This window comes from Clostridium sp. AF23-6LB, from assembly GCF_003461085.1.
GTDB lineage: Bacteria > Bacillota > Clostridia > Lachnospirales > Lachnospiraceae > Coprococcus > Coprococcus ammoniilyticus.
Genome location: NZ_QTWK01000001.1, coordinates 165,249 through 182,800, shown reverse-complemented (window position 1 = coordinate 182,800; position 17,552 = coordinate 165,249). Strand labels below are relative to the sequence as shown.

Sequence of the window (17,552 nt, the reverse complement as noted above, 5' to 3'; positions counted from 1 at the left end):
ATGAGTAAAAAAGAAAAAAGTACGTCTGTCAATAAGAAAACACTTGGCAGAATATTAAAGTATATCAAACGATACAGTTTCTTAGTTGTCCTTTCCCTGACCTGTGCAGCGATATCCGTTGTTCTGACCTTATATGCACCGATCATTACCGGACATATGGTAGATAAGATCGTCGGAAAAGGAGCCGTTGATTTCGGAGCATTAAAGACACTGGCAATCCGTTTTGTGATTGTAGTTGCGGTTACGGCAGTCTGCCAGTGGATCATGAATATATTGAATAATAAAGTTACTTATCATGTTGTAAATGATGTCCGTACATCTGCATATAAGAAGTTAGAACAGCTTCCGTTATCTTATGTGGATTCTCACACCCATGGTGATATCGTAAGCCGTGTGATCGCAGATGTAGACCAGTTTTCAGATGGTCTGTTGATGGGCTTTACACAGTTATTTACCGGGGTTATGACTATCGTTGGAACGCTTTGTTTCATGTTATCGATTAACGCTGTGATCACGGTTGCGGTTGTTGTGATCACTCCGGTTTCTCTGTTTGTTGCGGCATTTATCGCAAAGAAAACCTACCATATGTTCAGAAAGCAGGCAGAGATCAAGGGTGAGATGACATCACTTGTTAATGAGATGGTAGAAAACCAGAAGGTTGTAACAGCCTTTTCCATGGAAGAAAATGTAAATGGCAGTTTTAACGAAGTAAATAAGAGATTGAATAAGGCAGGACTGGATGCGACCTTCTTCTCATCCATTACCAATCCGTGTACCCGTTTTGTAAACAGCTTAGTATATACCGGCGTTGGCATCATCGGTGCGGTCATGGCGATCAAGGGAAGAATATCCGTTGGTCAGCTTACCAGCTTTTTAAGCTATGCAAACCAGTATACAAAGCCATTTAATGAGATCTCAGGCGTTGTAACGGAGCTTCAGAATGCACTTGCATCCGCAGCCAGAGTATTTGAGCTGATCGATGAAGAACCGGAGATCGCGGAGCCTGCGGATGCCTATGTGATCGAGAAAGCAGATGGACAGGTGGATCTGTCTCATGTGGATTTCTCTTATAATAAAGATGTAGAACTGATCAAGAATCTGAATCTGAAGGTTGAACCGGGTAAGCGGGTAGCGATCGTCGGACCGACCGGATGTGGTAAGAGTACCGTTATCAATCTTTTAATGCGGTTCTATGATGTAGATGCCGGAGCCATTTCTGTAGATGACCATGATATCCGTCAGGTAACGAGAGAGAGCCTTCGTGATAACTATGGTATGGTTCTTCAGGAGACCTGGTTAAAGACCGGAACGATCAAGGAGAATATCGCATACGGAAGACCGGATGCGACGGATGAGGAGATTATAGAAGCAGCAAAACAGTCCCACGCACACAGCTTTATCAAGCGTTTGCCGGAGGGGTATGATACCATGATATCAGAGGATGGCGGCGGACTGTCACAGGGACAGAAACAGCTCTTATGTATTACCAGAGTTATGCTTGATCTGCCACCGATGCTGATCCTTGATGAAGCAACATCATCGATCGATACAAGAACCGAGATCCGGATCCAGCGTGCATTTGCGAAGATGATGAAGGGAAGAACGAGCTTTGTCGTAGCGCATCGTTTGTCAACGATCAAAGAATCTGATATTATACTGGTTATGAAGGATGGACATATCATAGAGCAGGGTAATCATGAATCACTTTTAGCACAGAAAGGATTCTATTACACCCTTTACAATTCACAGTTTGCACATTAGTAGGAACTAAAAATTTGTATTTATATAAAGGAGACAGGAAGATGAAAGTTAGTGAAAGCGGATATACAAAAGACGAATTACTTGACATAGTAGACAAATACCTAGCCGAGCAGTCCAGAAGATGGAATTTTATCGAGGAAAAGGGAGACGGCATGTATGTGTACGATGAGGAAGGAAATGAATATCTTGACTTCTTCGGCGGCATCGCAGTAAACAGTACCGGTAACTGTAATAAGAAGGTTGCGGCAGCGATCGCAGACCAGTGCCAGAATGTGATCCATGCATCCAATTACGCATATACACTTCCTATGATCCTGCTTGCAAAGAAGATTTGTGAGACGATCGGTATGGAGAAGGTTCTGTTCCAGAATTCAGGAACAGAGACAAATGAAGCAATGATCAAGATGGCAAGAAAATACGGAACCGATCATTACGGACCGGAGCATTATCATATCGTTACAGCCATTAACAGCTTCCATGGCAGAACCTATGGAGCGTTATCAGCAACCGGACAGCCGGATAATGAATGTCAGATCGGTTTCAAGCCGATGCTTCCGGGCTTCACATATGCAGAGTTCAATAACCTTGAGGATTTCAAGAGCAAATGTACCAAAGACACAGTTGCAATCATGGTAGAGCCTGTTCAGGGCGAGGGTGGTGTATATCCGGCAACGGAGGAATTCTTAAAAGGACTTCGTGCTTACTGTGACGAGACCGGCATCCTGTTGTTATTCGATGAGGTACAGACCGGATGGGGCAGATGCGGAGATACGATGGCATTTATGACCTATGGAGTGAAGCCTGATATGGTATCTATGGCAAAAGCGATCGGCGGCGGTATGCCGATCGGCGCACTTTGTACATCAGCAGAGCTTGCAAGTGCATTTACACCGGGGGCACACGGTTCTACTTATGCAGCCAATCCTGTATGCTGTGCAGCCGCACTTGCAGAGATCGATGAGATCTTAGACAATCATCTTGCAGAGAATGCAAAAGAGACAGGAGCTTATTTTGCAGAACAGCTTTATTCTCTTCCGTATGTGAAGGAAGTACGCGGACGCGGACTTCTGGTTGGCGTTGAATTCACCAAACCAATCGCAAACGAAGTAAAGCATCTGGCTGTTGAGAACAGACTGTTGATCACAGCGGTAAGACCAAATGTGATCCGTATGGCACCGCCACTGATCGTAACAAAGGAACAGTGCGATAAGGCTGTTCAGATCCTGATCAAATGTGTGTCAAAGGCAGCAGAAGAAGCAGATGCATAAGGAGGTAACAGAAGATGGGAAGAACCGCAGAAGAAATGGAAGATGTAACACTTCTCGGCAATAAGAATGTAAAATACAGCATGGACTATGCACCGGAGATGTTACAGACCTTTATCAATAAACATCAGGACAATGATTATTTTGTCAAGTTCAATTGTCCGGAATTTACCAGCTTATGTCCGATCACGGGACAGCCGGATTTTGCAACCGTATATATATCCTATGTTCCGGATGTGAAGATGGTAGAGAGCAAGTCTTTGAAATTATATCTGTTCAGTTTCCGGAATCACGGAGATTTCCATGAGGACTGCATGAACATTATCATGAAGGATCTGATCAAATTGATGGATCCGAAATATATTGAGGTCTGGGGCAAATTCACTCCGAGAGGCGGTATCTCGATCGATCCATATTGTAATTACGGAAGACCGGGAACAAAATGGGAAGAAGTTGCATGGAACAGAATGTCAAATCATGACCTGTATCCGGAAAAGATAGATAACAGATAGGCGGAATGTCAGATGAATTACAGGGAAACAGTTGATTATATCCTAAGCATTCCACTGTTCGCACAGAAGATTGGCACAGAGAATCTTGCCAGTCTTCTTGAATGTTTAGGGAATCCGCAGGATAAGAGCAGAGTGATCCATATAGCAGGAACAAACGGTAAGGGATCGACGGCAAAGGCGCTTGCTACGATACTGATGCATGCAGGCTTTCATGTAGGATTGTTTACATCACCGCATCTTGTCTCGATCAATGAGCGCATACGGTACGATGATGAAATGATCTCAGACGAAGATTTTACATGGGCATTTGAACAGGTGCGGAAGAAGTTCACCGTTCATCCGTCTTTTTTTGAAGTGATGTTTGCGATGGCGGCTGTTTATTATGAGAAGAAGCAGCCGGATTATGTGATTTATGAGACCGGAATGGGTGGCAGGCTGGATGCAACTAATGTCGTAAGACCGGAGCTTTGCATCATCACATCGGTAGGACTTGATCATATGGAATATCTTGGAGATACGATCGCTAAGATCGCAGGAGAGAAAGCAGGGATCATCAAACCGTCAGTTCCGGTCGTATATTTCAAGCGGGATGCGGTTTCGTCTGGAATCATAGAGACTCATGCAAAAGAATTGGATTCTGCCGTAACAGCGGTCGAAAAATCAAACTATATAATAAATGAAATAGATGATAAAACCATTGATTTTTCATTTCATAATCGGTATTATAATTATGACCATTTGAGGATACCGAAAACGTCTCTTTATCAGGTCGAAAATACCTGCCTTGCAGTTGCTTCTTTTGATATCCTGATGCAGACCAGGGATATAGAATATGGGAAAAATGCAGGTGCTGATGTCAGGATAGAGCAGGCAGTCAGAAGCGGATTACTTGATTTTTCATGGGAAGGCAGGATGGAGGAGATCGCACCGGATCTGTTTGTAGATGGTGCACATAATCCGGAAGCAGTCGAATGTTATTGCAGAACACTTCGGACGCTTTATACGAAGAAAAAGAAGATCCTGGTCTTTGCAGCAGTAAAGGACAAGGACTATGATACGATGATACGGGATTTGACAGAAGCACTTTCGTTTGAGAAGATCATAGTTACAAGTGTAGATAATAAACGGAAGGCGCCGGTCTCTCTGATCGCAGACAGGTTCCGGAATTACACAGGACATACGGTGGAGGCATATGAGGATATTGCAGAAGCAATGGATGCCGCCATCCGCTATAAAGAACAGATCACAGATTCAGCAGTCTATTGTGTGGGTTCTCTTTATCTGGTGGGAGAAGTCAAACGCTGGCTTCAGAAGATAAAAGAGAAATCTGCGAATATGGAGGAATAGTATGATAAACTTTGATGAAGAAGTAAAAAAATTCAGACCGACTCTGGAAGTAGACCAGGCAGAAGATGCCATTTATCATAATGATCTGAAGGATATCTCAGATATTATGCAGGAGATGCTTCGTGTAGCAAAGGAAACGGAGAAATAATATGGCAGACGTACTGAATTGTAAGCATTGTGGCGGTAAGATCCTTGTTACCGGATATTGCAGCCAATGTGGGTTAAAGAGTGAATTTGTAAATAAGGCACTGAACACATCCAAATATTATTATAATATTGGTCTGGATAAAGCCAGAGTCCGTGATATGAGTGGTGCAGAAGATGCATTAAAGACAGCCCTTAAATATGACAAGTTGAATATTGATGCCAGAAATCTGCTGGGGCTTGTATATTATGAAACCGGTGAAGTTGTTCTGGCATTAAGCCACTGGGTCATCAGTGTGAATTATTTCAGCGGACGAAATGTTGCAAAACGTTATATCAAAGAGGTGAAGGGCAATCCACACAAGCTTGAAACAACGAACAATGCAGCAAGAAAATACAATCAGGCAGTAAACTATGCCAGACAGGGCAGTAAGGATCTTGCATTTATCCAGCTTCGAAAAGTCTTATCGGATAATCCGAAGTTTGTAAATGGTTATCTGCTGATGGCACTTCTACTGATCGATGATAACAAATATGATAAGGCAAGAAAAGCATTAAAACGTGTCATCAAGATCGACAGAACCAATCCCCTGGCTGTCCGCTATTTCAATGAGATGGGGCATACGGATGAGGAGATCATGAGCTTTCGTGATTATCCGGATGATGATTATGATGCGGATCTGCTGTTTGTGGAAGACCAGCCACGGGCATATGTGGAATCCGATAATGTTGACCGGAATGGAAGACCGACTCCGGTTGGCAGATATAAGGATATTAATTTCTACAAATATTCGCTTGCCTATGTTCTGGCAGGACTGGTATTGGGACTGGCTGTCATGTGGTTCCTTGTTATGCCACAGCATAATAAGAATGCAGATGATGAGAGCAGAAATGTTAAGATTGCCTACAGCGAAGAGATTGCCAATAAGAATACCAAGCTTTCCTCTCTGCAGGATGAGGTTGATTCCCTGACAACAAAGAATAAAGATCTTACGAAGCAGGTCGCAGATTATGAGGAAAAAAGCAAGGCAGATATATCAGATACGGATAAGGTTACGATGCAGCTTGCCATGAAGTATTATAATGATACCAAATATGATAAGGCAATGACAGAGATCGACAAGGTGCTGGAGACCAGCCCGGATTATGATGTTGCTCTGTATTATAAAGCTCTATGCTATCTGGGTACGGAGGATGAGGATAAGGCCAAAGAAGCCTTTGATACATTTATCCAGAAATGTCCGAATTCCATTTATTATACAGTTGCAGTAGCATTGTCTGGTACAGACACAACGAGTGGAACACCGGATGGCGGAGATGACACGACAGAAGGCAGTTCGGAAGGAACAACGGAATCCGGTATGGATCCGACAAATGAATAAAAAGAAATCAGGATCATACAAAAGACAAATAAGCAATATTGCTTATTTGTCTTTTTTTGTAAAAAAGAGGTGGCGTATGAATAATTATGAGAAAATAGGGGATACTGTGTTAATAGAGCTTCCGGAAGAAGTTGATGATTACCGGGCATCGATACTGGTGAACGAAACGGAAGAGGTATTTCAGGATGGCAGGATCCGGTACGTGATATTCGATTTCCGGCATACAAGCGTGATGGACAGCTCCGGGATCGGTCTGATCACGAGAAGATTCCGGAATGTATATGACAGAGGCGGAAAGGTGTTTGTGATCCATGCAAATGACAGAATGCAGCGTATTCTTAAAATGTCGGGAATATTTAAGATCGCAGAGCAGACAGAGGATTTTGAGACTGCGTACAAGCAAGTACATATGTCATAAAATGAAAAGGAGAAGAAAAGAATGAACAGAAATGAAATGAAAATAGAGTTTGGAAGTGATCCAAGAAATGAGAGCTTTGCAAGGGTTGTCGTAGCATCCTTTATGACCCGTACGAATCCGACGCTGGAGGAGGTCGCTGATGTTAAGACAGCCGTGTCGGAAGCAGTTACGAATTCGATCATTCATGGTTATGGGCAAAAAGAGGGAACAATCGAGATACGGGCATACATAGAAGAGCGGAAGCTGTACATAGAGATCACCGATTATGGCTGTGGTATCGAGGATGTGGAAAAGGCAATGGAGCCAATGTTTACAACCGGAAAGGATGGACGGTCGGGAATGGGATTTTCCTTTATGGAAGCCTTTATGGATGAGCTTACGGTAGAGTCGGAGCCGGGAAAAGGAACGACAGTAAAGATGGCAAAAAAAATAGGGGCTGGGTGTGCAGTATAAATGGAAAATAATCTGGATCTTCTTTTACAGGCGAAGAAGGGTGATGACAGTGCAAAAGAAAAACTGGTAGAACAGAACCTTGGACTTGTATGGAGCGTAGCCAGAAGATTTACAGGACGTGGATATGATATCGAGGATCTGTTTCAGATCGGCTGCATCGGATTGATCAAAAGTATTGATAAATTTGATTTTGACTATGATGTGAAGTTTTCGACCTATGCAGTTCCGCTGATCCAGGGGGAAATCCGCCGCTTTTTGCGGGATTACGGCGCAATCAAGGTCAGCCGTAGTCTGAAGGAGATGAATAGTAAGGTAGAGCAATACCGGCAGCGGGTGATCAAGGAAAAGGGCTATGAGCCTGAGATTGAAGAGATCGCTGCTGCCCTTTCTTATGATGCAGGGGAGATCGTAATGGCAATGGAGGCTTCGTTGGAGCCGGAGTCTCTGGATGCTCCGGGTGTATATTCAAAAACGGAGGAATATAGCCAGGAGATTGTTGATCATTTGTCGTTGATGCAGATGTTGGAACGGTTGGAGCCGGAGGAACAGCGTTTGATCCAGCTTCGGTATTTTGAAGACAAAACGCAGTCGGAGACCGGAAAACTGCTTGGTATCAGCCAGGTTCAGGTGAGCCGGCAGGAAAAACGGATCCTTGAGAAATTAAAAGAAAGTGTATAAAAAGAACAGATGCGGATACCCTAATCCTGTAAGAATATGGGAAAGCAGGTTTCGTAATATGGCAGAAATGGTATATTTGCAGTTGGCAGAAAGTGTTCTGGCGGAAAAACGAAAGGTATTGATCCGGGATGTATCGAAGGTCGTATCCGACAATCTGGATCTGAAAAATAAAATCGAAAAAATTGAACTGATGAATTTTTCTACCAGTTCAAAGGAACAGCAGGTCATATCCATATTGGATATCATAGAGGAGATCAGAAAAAACTGCGATGGGGAGCTGTGTATCCAGAATCTTGGACAGCCTGATGTCGTTGTATATTATAAGGCATTCGATCCGTCGGACCGGATAAAGCAGAAGTTCAAATTTATATTTCTATGCCTGATCGCATTCTTTGGTGCTGGATTTTCAATTATATCCTATAACTCGGATGTGAATCTGGTAGGACAGCTTGATCTGCTTCAGAATGTATTTACCGGAGGCAGTGAATCAGGAGCCATGATTGGCGGTGTTGCCTATTCACTGGGCTTGTTCATTGGAATCATTGTATTCTTTAATCATGGAGCCAATAAGAAATTTACCGATGATCCGACCCCGCTTCAGGTGCAGATGCGGCAGTATGAACAGGAGATCAATCAGACAGTGATCACGGATTCTGTAAGAAAGAAGGATGTGCGGGATGCTGATTAGACATATCTGTTATGCACTGGTTGCATTTATCGGAGGGGCAGCTATATCCAGTGGTTATTTTGCATTTATATCCCTGATCGGAGTATTCCCCAAGCTGGCGGAAAAGGTGAAAGGCAACCGGCACTATATGCTGGTGGAATGTCTGCTGGCATATGGTGCTGTGGCAGGAAATATCGTATATATATTTAATATCCGGATCCCGCTTGCAATTCCTGGGCTGGCTTTTGTAACCCTGCTTGGCGGTATCTTTACAGGCTGTCTGGTTGGTGCGCTCGCAGAGGTGCTGAATGTATTTCCGATCATATCCAGACGGTTTTCAATCCGGCGTTATATTCCTTACATCATATACATGGTTGCAGCAGGGAAACTCGTGGGTTCTGTTCTTGGTCTGATATCAACCGGACTGGTCTAGGAATGCGATTTATATGCATAGTTTTCATGCAAATGGAAAATACTGAAGAATAGAACCCGGTAAGACAGGAGGAAAGTATATGCAGTTTGAACCAAAAGAAAAGGAATACAATCAGTATGTTGAAACGATTACTCCGGTATCCAATTCGGCAAGAAACTGCCTGTGGGCGTTTCTCATCGGAGGACTGATCTGCACGATCGGACAGGTGTTATTTAATTTGTTTGAATATGCGGGACTGGATAAGGATGACAGTTCGTCTTATGTATCGATCGTTCTTGTACTCATCAGTGTGGTACTCACAGGTCTGAATGTCTATAAGAAGATCGCAAAATATGGTGGAGCCGGAACTCTGGTACCGATCACGGGCTTTGCTAATGGTGTCTGTGCTCCGATCATAGAGTTTCAGACCGAAGGTGAGGTCTTCGGTAAAGGTGTAAAATGTTTTACGATTGCAGGCCCGGTCATCATGTACGGTATCTTTACATCATGGGTGCTGGGACTGATATACTGGATCTGTAAGCTGGCAGGCTGGGTATGATTCCCGGCCTGTTTTTTCAAAAATGTTACATATGTTTTAAGGTAAAATGATGGTTTTGTGAAATATTAGATTTAAGGGGAATCTGTATTGACAGATAAAAATACCTATGATAACTTTAACAAATGGTTAAGTTAATAATAGTAGGTATCTGTATCCTTTAGCAGGATGCGTATACTCGCATGTGTAGTAAATGGAGATACATCATGAAAAAAGCAAAAAGAAGTGTTACTACAACAGTATGTGTTATTGTTGCATTGTGTGTGTGTTATCTGATATTTTGCGGAATTATTGGTAAGAAAAAGTTTTTTCCAAATACCAGTATAAATGGAATTGATGTCAGTAACATGACGGTGAAGGAAGCTGCAGCGGCTGTAGAAGATCAGTTTGCAACGGAGTACAATAACGCCGGGATTGATGTAACGTTGGAAGGTAAAACATATTGCATTGCGATCGAAGAAGCTCTGGATCTGGATGTGATCGATGCGGTACAACAGGCAAACGATGAAAGCCATGGATTTTTAACAAGAGGTTTTAATTTTATTAAGGCATTATTTGGTGAGGCAGAATATACTGCACGACCATCGCTGAAGGATAAGAAGCCGTTGTATACTGCGATCGAACAGTCCGGGCTGACGAAGCTGGAAGGGGTAGAAGATTCCTCTTACACCGTGAAGGATGACAAGGTTATTGTTACAAAGGGCCGCGGAGGTTATACGGTAGATTCGGATAAGCTGGCAGATGAGATTGCTTCCTGCATCAGCAAGGGAGAATATGATGCGCAGCTTGAATGTCCACTTACATACAGTGATGTCGATCTGGATCTGGTATATGATCAGATTTATGTAGCACCGGCGGATGCAACACTGGATCCGGAAAATGATTACAGCGTAACAGATTCTGTGGTAGGAATCAGCTTTGATAAAGATGCTGCCAGGAAGAAGCTGGATGCGGCAGCCGATGGAGAAGAAGTCAGCTTTGATCTGGTTTATACAGAACCGGAGCTGTCGAAGGAGACATTACAGGCCTATCTCTTCCGTGATACGCTGGGATCCTTCAGTACCAATGTAGGTGGAACGGATGCAAGAAAAGGAAATGTTGCAAAGGCGGCAGAGAATTGTAACGGCACGATACTGATGCCGGGTGAAGAGTTTTCATTCAATAATGTGGTAGGACAGAGAACCATTGAGAATGGGTTTCAGGCAGCTCCATCTTATGTCAATGGGGAATCAGTAGATGAAGTCGGCGGAGGTATCTGTCAGGTATCATCCACTCTTTATGATGCCTGTCTGTATGCGAATCTGGAAATTGCAGAACGTCATTGCCATCCGCATCCATCCACTTATGTAGATGCAGGCTTTGATGCAACAGTATCCTGGGGCGGACCGGATTACCGTTTTATAAATAATACGGATTATCCGCTCAAGGTGACCGCCTCCTATAGTGGTGGTGTTGTGTCATGTGCGATTTATGGAACGAAGCTAAAGGACTTCAGAGTGTCACTGTCCAGTGAACTGGTAGCAACTTATGATTATGATACGGAATATGAGGACGACGATACACTGGAGAAAGGTGAAGAGGAAGTTTCCGTTACAGGTATCACAGGAACTAAATATCAGACCTACCGGACGGTATATGACGGAAATGGAGAGGTAATCTCATCTGAACCGGAATCTGTCAGTGTGTATGATAAACGGGATAAAGTAGTTCTTCGTGGAACCAAAGAGAAGGAAGATACCTCAGAGGAGAATTCGACTGAGGAGAAGAAGACGGAGGAAAAAACAACCGAGGAAAAGACAACTGAGGATACGACAGAAAAGAAGGACGACAAGAAAGACGATTCCAAGAAGGATGATAAGAAATCGGATAAAAAGTCAGACAATAAGAAAAAGAATGATACAAAGACAGATGATTAAATAAAGAAACAAAGAAAAGCTCATATGGAAGCCGGTTCGTAAGGATCAGGCAGCCATATGAGCTTTCTTTTGTGTTATTGATAGTATATTATTCCGCTTCACTGTGTTCGTTTGTTTTGACCTCCTGATTGGTATACAGGTTTACATAGTGAGGACGAAGCTTGGAATATATGATTTTCTGTTCACTGTATAAGCTGTAATAACCGGATAACATATAGCTGACACTGCAACCGATCGCGAACAGCAGGATACCGCTTGCACCGAATAATTCGATGCTTAAGACCAGAGATGCCAGTGGACAGTTTACAACGCCGCAGAAGAGACATACAAGCCCCATAGCAGCTCCGAATCCTGGATCCAGTCCAATCCAGCCTCCAAGGGTACATCCGAAGGTTGCACCGATGAAGAACGATGGAACGATCTCTCCGCCACGGAATCCGCAGCCGATCGTGATGCAGGTAAACAGGAGCTTCAGAATGAAGGCTTCCGGTTTTGCTGTTCCATGGATCGCCTGTTCAATAATGTTCATACCGGCACCATTGTAATCATTGCAGCGGACGGCAAGCGTCAGGAGAACCAGTAGCACACCGCCAACCAATATACGAAGATACTGGTTTTTCAGATATTTCTTAAATGTTTTTCCGATGACCTGCATGGACATACAGAAAAGGATGCTGAGTACGGCAGCAGCGACCGAGAGAATGATCACCCGGATCCCGGTTGCCAGTGACATTTCAGGAACCTGATTCAGAATGAAATAGGTAGGGGTGATGTGAAATTTTTCTGTGATCGCATAGGAAATGGTTGCTGACAGGATACATGGTACCAGTGCACTATAATACAGAATTCCGATGCTGATAACCTCTACACTGAAAAGTGCGGCCGTAACAGGAGTTCCAAACAGGGCAGCGAATACGGCACTCATACCACACAAGGTCATAATATGTTTATCGCTGTCATCCATTTTGATCAATTTGCCAATCGATGCACCCAGACTTCCGCCAATCTGCAGGGCAGCACCTTCCCGGCCGGCAGATCCGCCAAATAAATGCGTGATAACGGTTGTTATAAAGATCAGAGGTGCCATACGGAAAGGCACATTGTATTCCGGATTCCGAATCGATCCGATAACAAGGTTGGTTCCCTTGTCATGCTTGATGCCGCCTGCACGGTACAGAAATACGATCAACAGACCGGCTGCCGGGAGCAGGAAGATGATCCATCTGTGCCCGGAACGGAACTGTGTGACATATTCAACGCTGTAATGAAAGGCTGTTCCGACAGCCCCGCAGGAGATTCCGATAATGGCAGAACAGATCAGCCATTTAATAAATGTTTTTGCGTATCGTTTTGTTCGATCGATACAATTTAACCAGTATTCTTTTGTAAATATCATAATTCATACCTATCCAGATTGTTTTTATTCTTTCATAGATTACCCCGAATCAGCGGATTTGTCCAGAACATATTAAATATGAATAAAATAAAGAAAAGAAGCAAATGACTATCAACAGAAGAACATATGGAAATAAGGAGGCAAAAAATGAATAAAATGGTTGGAAAACAAAGTGTCAGTTTTTCAGATCCTCCATGTATTCTGGGAGCGGCTTCTATCTGTGGACCAAAGGAAGCTGAAGGACCTCTGGCGGATTACTTTGATATCCGTTCCGAGGATCCTACATTTGGAAAGGATTCCTGGGAAGAGGGCGAAAGTGAGATGATCCGGCAGGCGGTCGAGCTTGCAATCAAAAAGGCGGATAAAAAGAAAGAGGAGATCCGGTATATATTTGCGGGGGATCTGCTGGGACAGTTGATCGCAACCACATTTGGTATTAAGGATCTTGATATACCGGTATTTGGGTTGTATGGAGCCTGTTCCACCTGTGGAGAGGGATTGTCGTTGGCATCCATGACAGTTGCTGCCGGTTATGCGGACTGTGTAGTGGCAGCAACGTCCAGTCATTTTGGAAGTGCAGAGAAGCAGTTCCGGTTTCCACTGGAATATGGAAATCAGAGACCGTTATCTGCGACCTGGACGGTAACCGGAAGTGGAGCGTTTGTTGTTGGTAAGGCAGAGCCGGAAGAAGGAGCAATTCAGATTACCGGGATTACAACGGGACGGATCGTGGATTATGGGGTAAAGGACTCCTTTAATATGGGAGCCTGTATGGCACCGGCAGCGGCAGATGTGATCTATCAGAACCTGAAGGACTTTGATCGGAAGCCAACGTATTATGACCGTATCATTACCGGGGATCTGGGGAAGATCGGGCAGAAGATACTGTTTGATCTTTTAAAGGACAATGGAATAGATATCAGCAACCAGCATATGGATTGTGGTATCGAGATCTTTGATAATGAAGAACAGGATACACATTCCGGTGGCTCCGGTTGCGGATGCTCGGCTATTACGCTGGCTGGCTATGTATTAAAGCAGTTACGGGACGGAACCTGGAAGAGGGTATTGTTTGTACCGACCGGAGCACTTCTTTCCACAGTAAGCTATAATGAAGGACAGAATATACCGGGCGTGGCACATGCAGTTATAATAGAACGGAGGTAAAGTTATTTATGGATTATATAAAGGCATTTGTGATCGGAGGTGCTGTCTGTGTGCTTATTCAGATACTGATGGATAAGACGAAGCTGCTTCCGGGACGGATCATGGTGATCCTGGTATGTTCCGGTGCTGTTCTTGGAGCAATCGGGATATATGAACCATTTCTTGAATTTGCCGGCTGCGGAGCCTCGGTTCCTCTTTCCGGATTTGGTTATAATCTCTGGAAGGGAATAAAAGAGGCAGTTGATCAAGATGGATTTATCGGGCTGTTCCGGGGAGGCTTCAAGATGGCGGCAGTAGGAACATCGGCAGCATTGATCTTTTCTTATCTGGCATCCCTGATCTTTAAGCCAAAGATGGTAAAATAGTATAAAGTATATTTTTTTATATAGATCCCAGGGAATAGGAAAGGAGCCATGAGAATGATCTCTCATGGCTCCCTTTTACATATATCGTTTTTATTCTTCTGTATTTTTATGTTTGTTCTCTTTTGAGGAAGGTTCATCAGAAGATGGTTCATCGGTAGGTTCCTCTGTTGGCGGTTCATCGGTAGGTTCCTCTGTTGGCGGTTCTTCTGTTGTAGGAGTTTCCGTTGTTGGTTCCTCTGTTGTAGGCTTCTCTGTTGGCGGTTCTTCTGTCTTGTCCTTTTTGAACTTAACAGTGATCGTATGATTGCCTTTTACCTTTGAGAACTTATACTGTGAAACCGGTCCGACGGAGCTTCCGTCTACATATACATCCGAGATCACATAACCCTTATCCGGTGTGATATAGAAGGTTGTGTTCTTGCCGGATTTTACGGTTGTACTTGGGGAGATAGAACCACCGGATCCATCTACACCGGAAGTAATCTTGAAGCTGTCCTTCTTGTTGTCCTCTGTAGTCTTATTTGGATCTTCAGAATCAGAAGAGTCTTCGGTTTCTTCTTCCTCCGGATGAAGCGGACATTTCTCTTTCAGGATGTTCTGATCGTATTCAAAGTCTGCATCAATGATTTCAATCTTGCCGTCATCATCTTCTGTATAATAATAGGTTGTTGTTTCCTTACAGGTATTGGTTGCTACCTTATGGGAATCATTACAGATCACAACCTTCTTGTTTCCACCACATCGTTTGGTAGGAACGGTTCCTTCTGCAAAATAGTCTGTTATTGTTGAACAGCCTTCAACAGGAAGAAGTCCGGTATCCTTACATACGGTTGCCCGTATGATTCCGCTTGGCATTTCAAAGGTCTTGGAGGTATCCAGACCCTTTGCTTCCACGATTGCATCCATAATCTTACGCCACATGTTCTTATGATAGCTTCCAGCAGCAAAATTAGTATTTACATCAAAACCGATCCAGATCGAAGCGGTGTAATATGGAGTATATCCACAGAACCATGCATCGTAGTTGCTGGAGGTTGTACCTGTTTTACCTGCTGTATAAAGACCACATGAAAGATTTGCAGCAGTACCGGTACCGATCGTAACTACATCATGCATGGCACTTGTTAATAACCATGCATTCTGAGGAGAGATGACCGGGGATTCTTCCGGTGTTCTGTTATCGATCAGAAGCTTGCCGTCATGATCATATACCTCGGTGTAGAAGATAGGTTTGATATAATTGCCTTCATTTGCAATTGTTGCATAAGCAGCGGTGATCTCAAGGTTTGTGATACCATCTGTCAGACCACCAAGGGCAAGGGACTGGTTGATATCCGATTCAATCCCTCCGCTTGAATTTGTACGTTCTTTTACTAGGGTTGTGAATCCAAGCTTTAACAGATATTCGTAAGCAAGCTCCGGAGTAACATCTGTGATCGTCTTAACAGCAAGAATATTCATGGAATTCTGAATAGCCTGTCGGATCGTGCTTGGACCACGGTAGCCACTGTACCAGTTCCTGACTTCGCCGCCATTTGTATAGGTGTATGGTTCATCTTTGTATACGGTTGCAAGGCTCATGCCGCAGCCGTCCAGTGCAGGAAGAAAAGAGGCAACAACCTTAAAGGTTGATCCGGGTTGTCTGGTTGCTTCCGTAGCACGGTTAAAGGAACGATCCTCTGTCTTTTCACCACGACCGCCGACGATGGCTTTTACCTGACCGGTCTCCTGATCCATCAGGGTGAAGGAAATCTGTGGTTCCACTGTGACCTTATAGCTTTCAAGCTGTTCCTTGTAACCGGTTGTCTCAATCAGGTGCGCTTTGTATTCGTCAGCAGCAGCACGGGCATCTTCTTCACTGGAGAAGATTAGGTCGAAAGAGGATTGCCCCATTTCTTCCTGGAACCAGGTTACCATCATATTCTGACTGTAGTTGTACTGTTCACCGTTGTCATCTACCAGTGTCAGTGCATAGGATAACTGATAGCTGTCAGCCGGATAGTTATCTTCATCATTTAAAACATCATCACAGATATTCTGGATCTGTGTATCCTGACAGGTACGGACATCCAGACCACCGGAGTAGATCAGGCTGTCTGCCTCTGACTTGGAATAGCCCATAGCCATGAAATCATCTTCAAGCTGGCTGATGACCTCATCAATGTAATAAGAGTTGACCTTGGTAGGGGATGATTTCTTGATCGATGATACCTTTTCAATCTCGCTATATACATCATCAGCGAGTGCAGTATCGTAATCGGACTGGGAGATCATGTTCTGATCCAGCATATTTTCAAGAACCATCAGTCGTCTTTTGGCATTTTCCTCCGGGAAAACGATAGGGTCAAATTTACTTGGGTTCTGAGGGATGGCTGCCAGTACCGCACATTCGGATATGGACAGATCCTTCAGTTCTTTATTGAAATAGTATTTTGCAGCGGTTTCTACGCCGTAACGTCCCTGACCGAGATAGATTGTATTTAGGTAATACTCGGCAATGCTCTTTTTCGGAAGCACCTTTTCGATCTCAACTGCCAGATACTGCTCCTGCACCTTACGTTCGATCTTGTCAAACATGGTTTTTTCATCCAGGCCGACATTGAAGATCTGGTTTTTGATCAGCTGCTGGGTCAGTGTACTGGCACCCTGATCAAAGTCACCGGACTGGAGACCGTGGGCGAAGGCACGCATGATACCCTGGACATCGATACCGTTATGCTCCCAGAAACGTTTATCTTCAATAGCAATGAAGGAATTTACAAGTGTTTCCGGTATATCATCGTAGTAAACATACTCACGGTTGGCATCAAAGCTCGCAAGAACCATAAGCTCTTTGCCGTCCTGATCATACAGGGTTGTCTGATATCCTTTCGGGATCAGATCCTTGGCATTCACCTCTGGTGTGTCGTCCAATATGCCTTTTAACATACCAAAACCGGAACCGATTCCAAGTACGATGATCGCAAGGAATATGACCAGTAGTGTTTTGAACAGCGAAACCGATAGTTTTCGTTTATTTCGGGGTAGTTTGGAAACAAGTGCTTTTTGTTTCTTTTCCACGCCCTTTTTGCTAAAATCCATGGAAAATCCTCCTTAAATTAAGTTCAATCATA

17 protein-coding genes are annotated in these 17,552 nt (G+C 43.9%); 15 read left to right on the top strand and 2 right to left on the bottom strand.

Annotation, left to right across the window (positions count from 1 at the left end):
- The 13 genes from DWY07_RS00770 (at nucleotide 1) to DWY07_RS00715 (ending at nucleotide 11,511) form a co-directional block, all read left to right on the top strand.
- Nucleotides 1-1,761 (top strand): ABC transporter ATP-binding protein, encoded by a 1,761-nt coding sequence (locus tag DWY07_RS00770; RefSeq protein ID WP_117821936.1) that lies wholly within the window; start codon nucleotides 1-3, stop codon nucleotides 1,759-1,761.
- A gap of 41 nt (nucleotides 1,762-1,802) precedes the next feature.
- The gene (locus DWY07_RS00765; RefSeq protein ID WP_117821935.1) at nucleotides 1,803-3,029 is read left to right on the top strand and encodes an acetylornithine/succinylornithine family transaminase; all 1,227 of its coding nucleotides are present in this window, start codon (nucleotides 1,803-1,805) and stop codon (nucleotides 3,027-3,029) included.
- A gap of 14 nt (nucleotides 3,030-3,043) precedes the next feature.
- Nucleotides 3,044-3,538 (top strand): preQ(1) synthase, encoded by a 495-nt coding sequence (queF, locus tag DWY07_RS00760; protein WP_008402990.1) that lies wholly within the window; start codon nucleotides 3,044-3,046, stop codon nucleotides 3,536-3,538.
- 12 nt (nucleotides 3,539-3,550) lie between these two features.
- Nucleotides 3,551-4,885, top strand: coding sequence for a folylpolyglutamate synthase/dihydrofolate synthase family protein (locus tag DWY07_RS00755; RefSeq protein WP_117821934.1), 1,335 nt, complete (start codon nucleotides 3,551-3,553; stop codon nucleotides 4,883-4,885).
- Between the two features lies 1 nt (nucleotide 4,886).
- Nucleotides 4,887-5,033, top strand: a complete 147-nt coding sequence (locus DWY07_RS13125; RefSeq protein ID WP_021944479.1) for a hypothetical protein — start codon at nucleotides 4,887-4,889, stop codon at nucleotides 5,031-5,033.
- 1 nt (nucleotide 5,034) lies between these two features.
- A complete protein-coding gene (locus DWY07_RS00750) occupies nucleotides 5,035-6,411 on the top strand; it encodes a tetratricopeptide repeat protein (RefSeq protein ID WP_117821933.1) in 1,377 nt (458 codons plus the stop codon).
- Nucleotides 6,412-6,487: 76 nt separating this feature from the next.
- On the top strand, nucleotides 6,488-6,829 hold the full coding sequence (locus tag DWY07_RS00745; protein ID WP_117821932.1) for an anti-sigma factor antagonist: 342 nt from the start codon (nucleotides 6,488-6,490) through the stop codon (nucleotides 6,827-6,829).
- Nucleotides 6,830-6,850: 21 nt separating this feature from the next.
- Nucleotides 6,851-7,282, top strand: coding sequence for an anti-sigma F factor (gene spoIIAB, locus DWY07_RS00740; protein WP_021944476.1), 432 nt, complete (start codon nucleotides 6,851-6,853; stop codon nucleotides 7,280-7,282).
- Nucleotides 7,283-7,960, top strand: a complete 678-nt coding sequence (locus DWY07_RS00735) for a sigma-70 family RNA polymerase sigma factor (RefSeq protein ID WP_021944475.1) — start codon at nucleotides 7,283-7,285, stop codon at nucleotides 7,958-7,960.
- Between the two features lie 58 nt (nucleotides 7,961-8,018).
- Nucleotides 8,019-8,648, top strand: coding sequence for a stage V sporulation protein AA (locus DWY07_RS00730; protein ID WP_021944474.1), 630 nt, complete (start codon nucleotides 8,019-8,021; stop codon nucleotides 8,646-8,648).
- Complete coding sequence (locus DWY07_RS00725) at nucleotides 8,638-9,060, top strand: stage V sporulation protein AB (protein WP_117785469.1); 423 nt, start codon at nucleotides 8,638-8,640, stop codon at nucleotides 9,058-9,060. The genes DWY07_RS00730 and DWY07_RS00725 overlap by 11 nt, the downstream gene beginning before the upstream one ends.
- Nucleotides 9,061-9,139: 79 nt before the next feature.
- The gene (gene spoVAC / locus DWY07_RS00720) at nucleotides 9,140-9,598 is read left to right on the top strand and encodes a stage V sporulation protein AC (protein WP_021944472.1); all 459 of its coding nucleotides are present in this window, start codon (nucleotides 9,140-9,142) and stop codon (nucleotides 9,596-9,598) included.
- 203 nt (nucleotides 9,599-9,801) lie between these two features.
- On the top strand, nucleotides 9,802-11,511 hold the full coding sequence (locus DWY07_RS00715; protein WP_173783364.1) for a VanW family protein: 1,710 nt from the start codon (nucleotides 9,802-9,804) through the stop codon (nucleotides 11,509-11,511).
- Between the two features lie 88 nt (nucleotides 11,512-11,599).
- On the opposite strand, the gene DWY07_RS00710 is transcribed toward DWY07_RS00715, so the two are convergent.
- Nucleotides 11,600-12,907 carry a chloride channel protein gene (locus DWY07_RS00710; protein WP_117807354.1) on the bottom strand — a complete coding sequence of 436 codons (1,308 nt, stop codon included), beginning with the start codon at nucleotides 12,905-12,907 and terminating at the stop codon, nucleotides 11,600-11,602.
- Between the two features lie 147 nt (nucleotides 12,908-13,054).
- Between DWY07_RS00710 and spoVAD the strand changes: the two genes are divergently transcribed.
- Together spoVAD and spoVAE are read left to right on the top strand one after the other, a co-directional pair.
- Nucleotides 13,055-14,074, top strand: coding sequence for a stage V sporulation protein AD (spoVAD, locus tag DWY07_RS00705; protein ID WP_173783365.1), 1,020 nt, complete (start codon nucleotides 13,055-13,057; stop codon nucleotides 14,072-14,074).
- An 8-nt stretch (nucleotides 14,075-14,082) separates the two neighbouring features.
- Nucleotides 14,083-14,439: a stage V sporulation protein AE gene (spoVAE, locus tag DWY07_RS00700; protein WP_117807356.1), complete on the top strand. Its 357-nt coding sequence runs from the start codon at nucleotides 14,083-14,085 to the stop codon at nucleotides 14,437-14,439.
- Nucleotides 14,440-14,529: 90 nt separating this feature from the next.
- On the opposite strand, the gene DWY07_RS00695 is transcribed toward spoVAE, so the two are convergent.
- Nucleotides 14,530-17,520 (bottom strand): PBP1A family penicillin-binding protein, encoded by a 2,991-nt coding sequence (locus DWY07_RS00695; RefSeq protein WP_117807357.1) that lies wholly within the window; start codon nucleotides 17,518-17,520, stop codon nucleotides 14,530-14,532.
- Nucleotides 17,521-17,552: the final 32 nt, after the last annotated feature.

Coding starts and splice junctions, on each gene's coding strand:
- DWY07_RS00745 (WP_117821932.1), top strand. CDS start 6,488: ATGAATAATTATGAGAAAATAGGGGATACTGTGTTAATAGAGCTTCCG.
- DWY07_RS00750 (WP_117821933.1), top strand. CDS start 5,035: ATGGCAGACGTACTGAATTGTAAGCATTGTGGCGGTAAGATCCTTGTT.
- DWY07_RS00710 (WP_117807354.1), bottom strand. CDS start 12,907: ATGATATTTACAAAAGAATACTGGTTAAATTGTATCGATCGAACAAAA.
- spoVAC (WP_021944472.1), top strand. CDS start 9,140: ATGCAGTTTGAACCAAAAGAAAAGGAATACAATCAGTATGTTGAAACG.
- DWY07_RS00695 (WP_117807357.1), bottom strand. CDS start 17,520: ATGGATTTTAGCAAAAAGGGCGTGGAAAAGAAACAAAAAGCACTTGTT.
- queF (WP_008402990.1), top strand. CDS start 3,044: ATGGGAAGAACCGCAGAAGAAATGGAAGATGTAACACTTCTCGGCAAT.
- spoVAD (WP_173783365.1), top strand. CDS start 13,055: ATGAATAAAATGGTTGGAAAACAAAGTGTCAGTTTTTCAGATCCTCCA.
- spoIIAB (WP_021944476.1), top strand. CDS start 6,851: ATGAACAGAAATGAAATGAAAATAGAGTTTGGAAGTGATCCAAGAAAT.
- DWY07_RS13125 (WP_021944479.1), top strand. CDS start 4,887: ATGATAAACTTTGATGAAGAAGTAAAAAAATTCAGACCGACTCTGGAA.
- DWY07_RS00735 (WP_021944475.1), top strand. CDS start 7,283: ATGGAAAATAATCTGGATCTTCTTTTACAGGCGAAGAAGGGTGATGAC.
- DWY07_RS00765 (WP_117821935.1), top strand. CDS start 1,803: ATGAAAGTTAGTGAAAGCGGATATACAAAAGACGAATTACTTGACATA.
- DWY07_RS00730 (WP_021944474.1), top strand. CDS start 8,019: ATGGCAGAAATGGTATATTTGCAGTTGGCAGAAAGTGTTCTGGCGGAA.
- spoVAE (WP_117807356.1), top strand. CDS start 14,083: ATGGATTATATAAAGGCATTTGTGATCGGAGGTGCTGTCTGTGTGCTT.
- DWY07_RS00770 (WP_117821936.1), top strand. CDS start 1: ATGAGTAAAAAAGAAAAAAGTACGTCTGTCAATAAGAAAACACTTGGC.
- DWY07_RS00725 (WP_117785469.1), top strand. CDS start 8,638: ATGCTGATTAGACATATCTGTTATGCACTGGTTGCATTTATCGGAGGG.
- DWY07_RS00715 (WP_173783364.1), top strand. CDS start 9,802: ATGAAAAAAGCAAAAAGAAGTGTTACTACAACAGTATGTGTTATTGTT.
- DWY07_RS00755 (WP_117821934.1), top strand. CDS start 3,551: ATGAATTACAGGGAAACAGTTGATTATATCCTAAGCATTCCACTGTTC.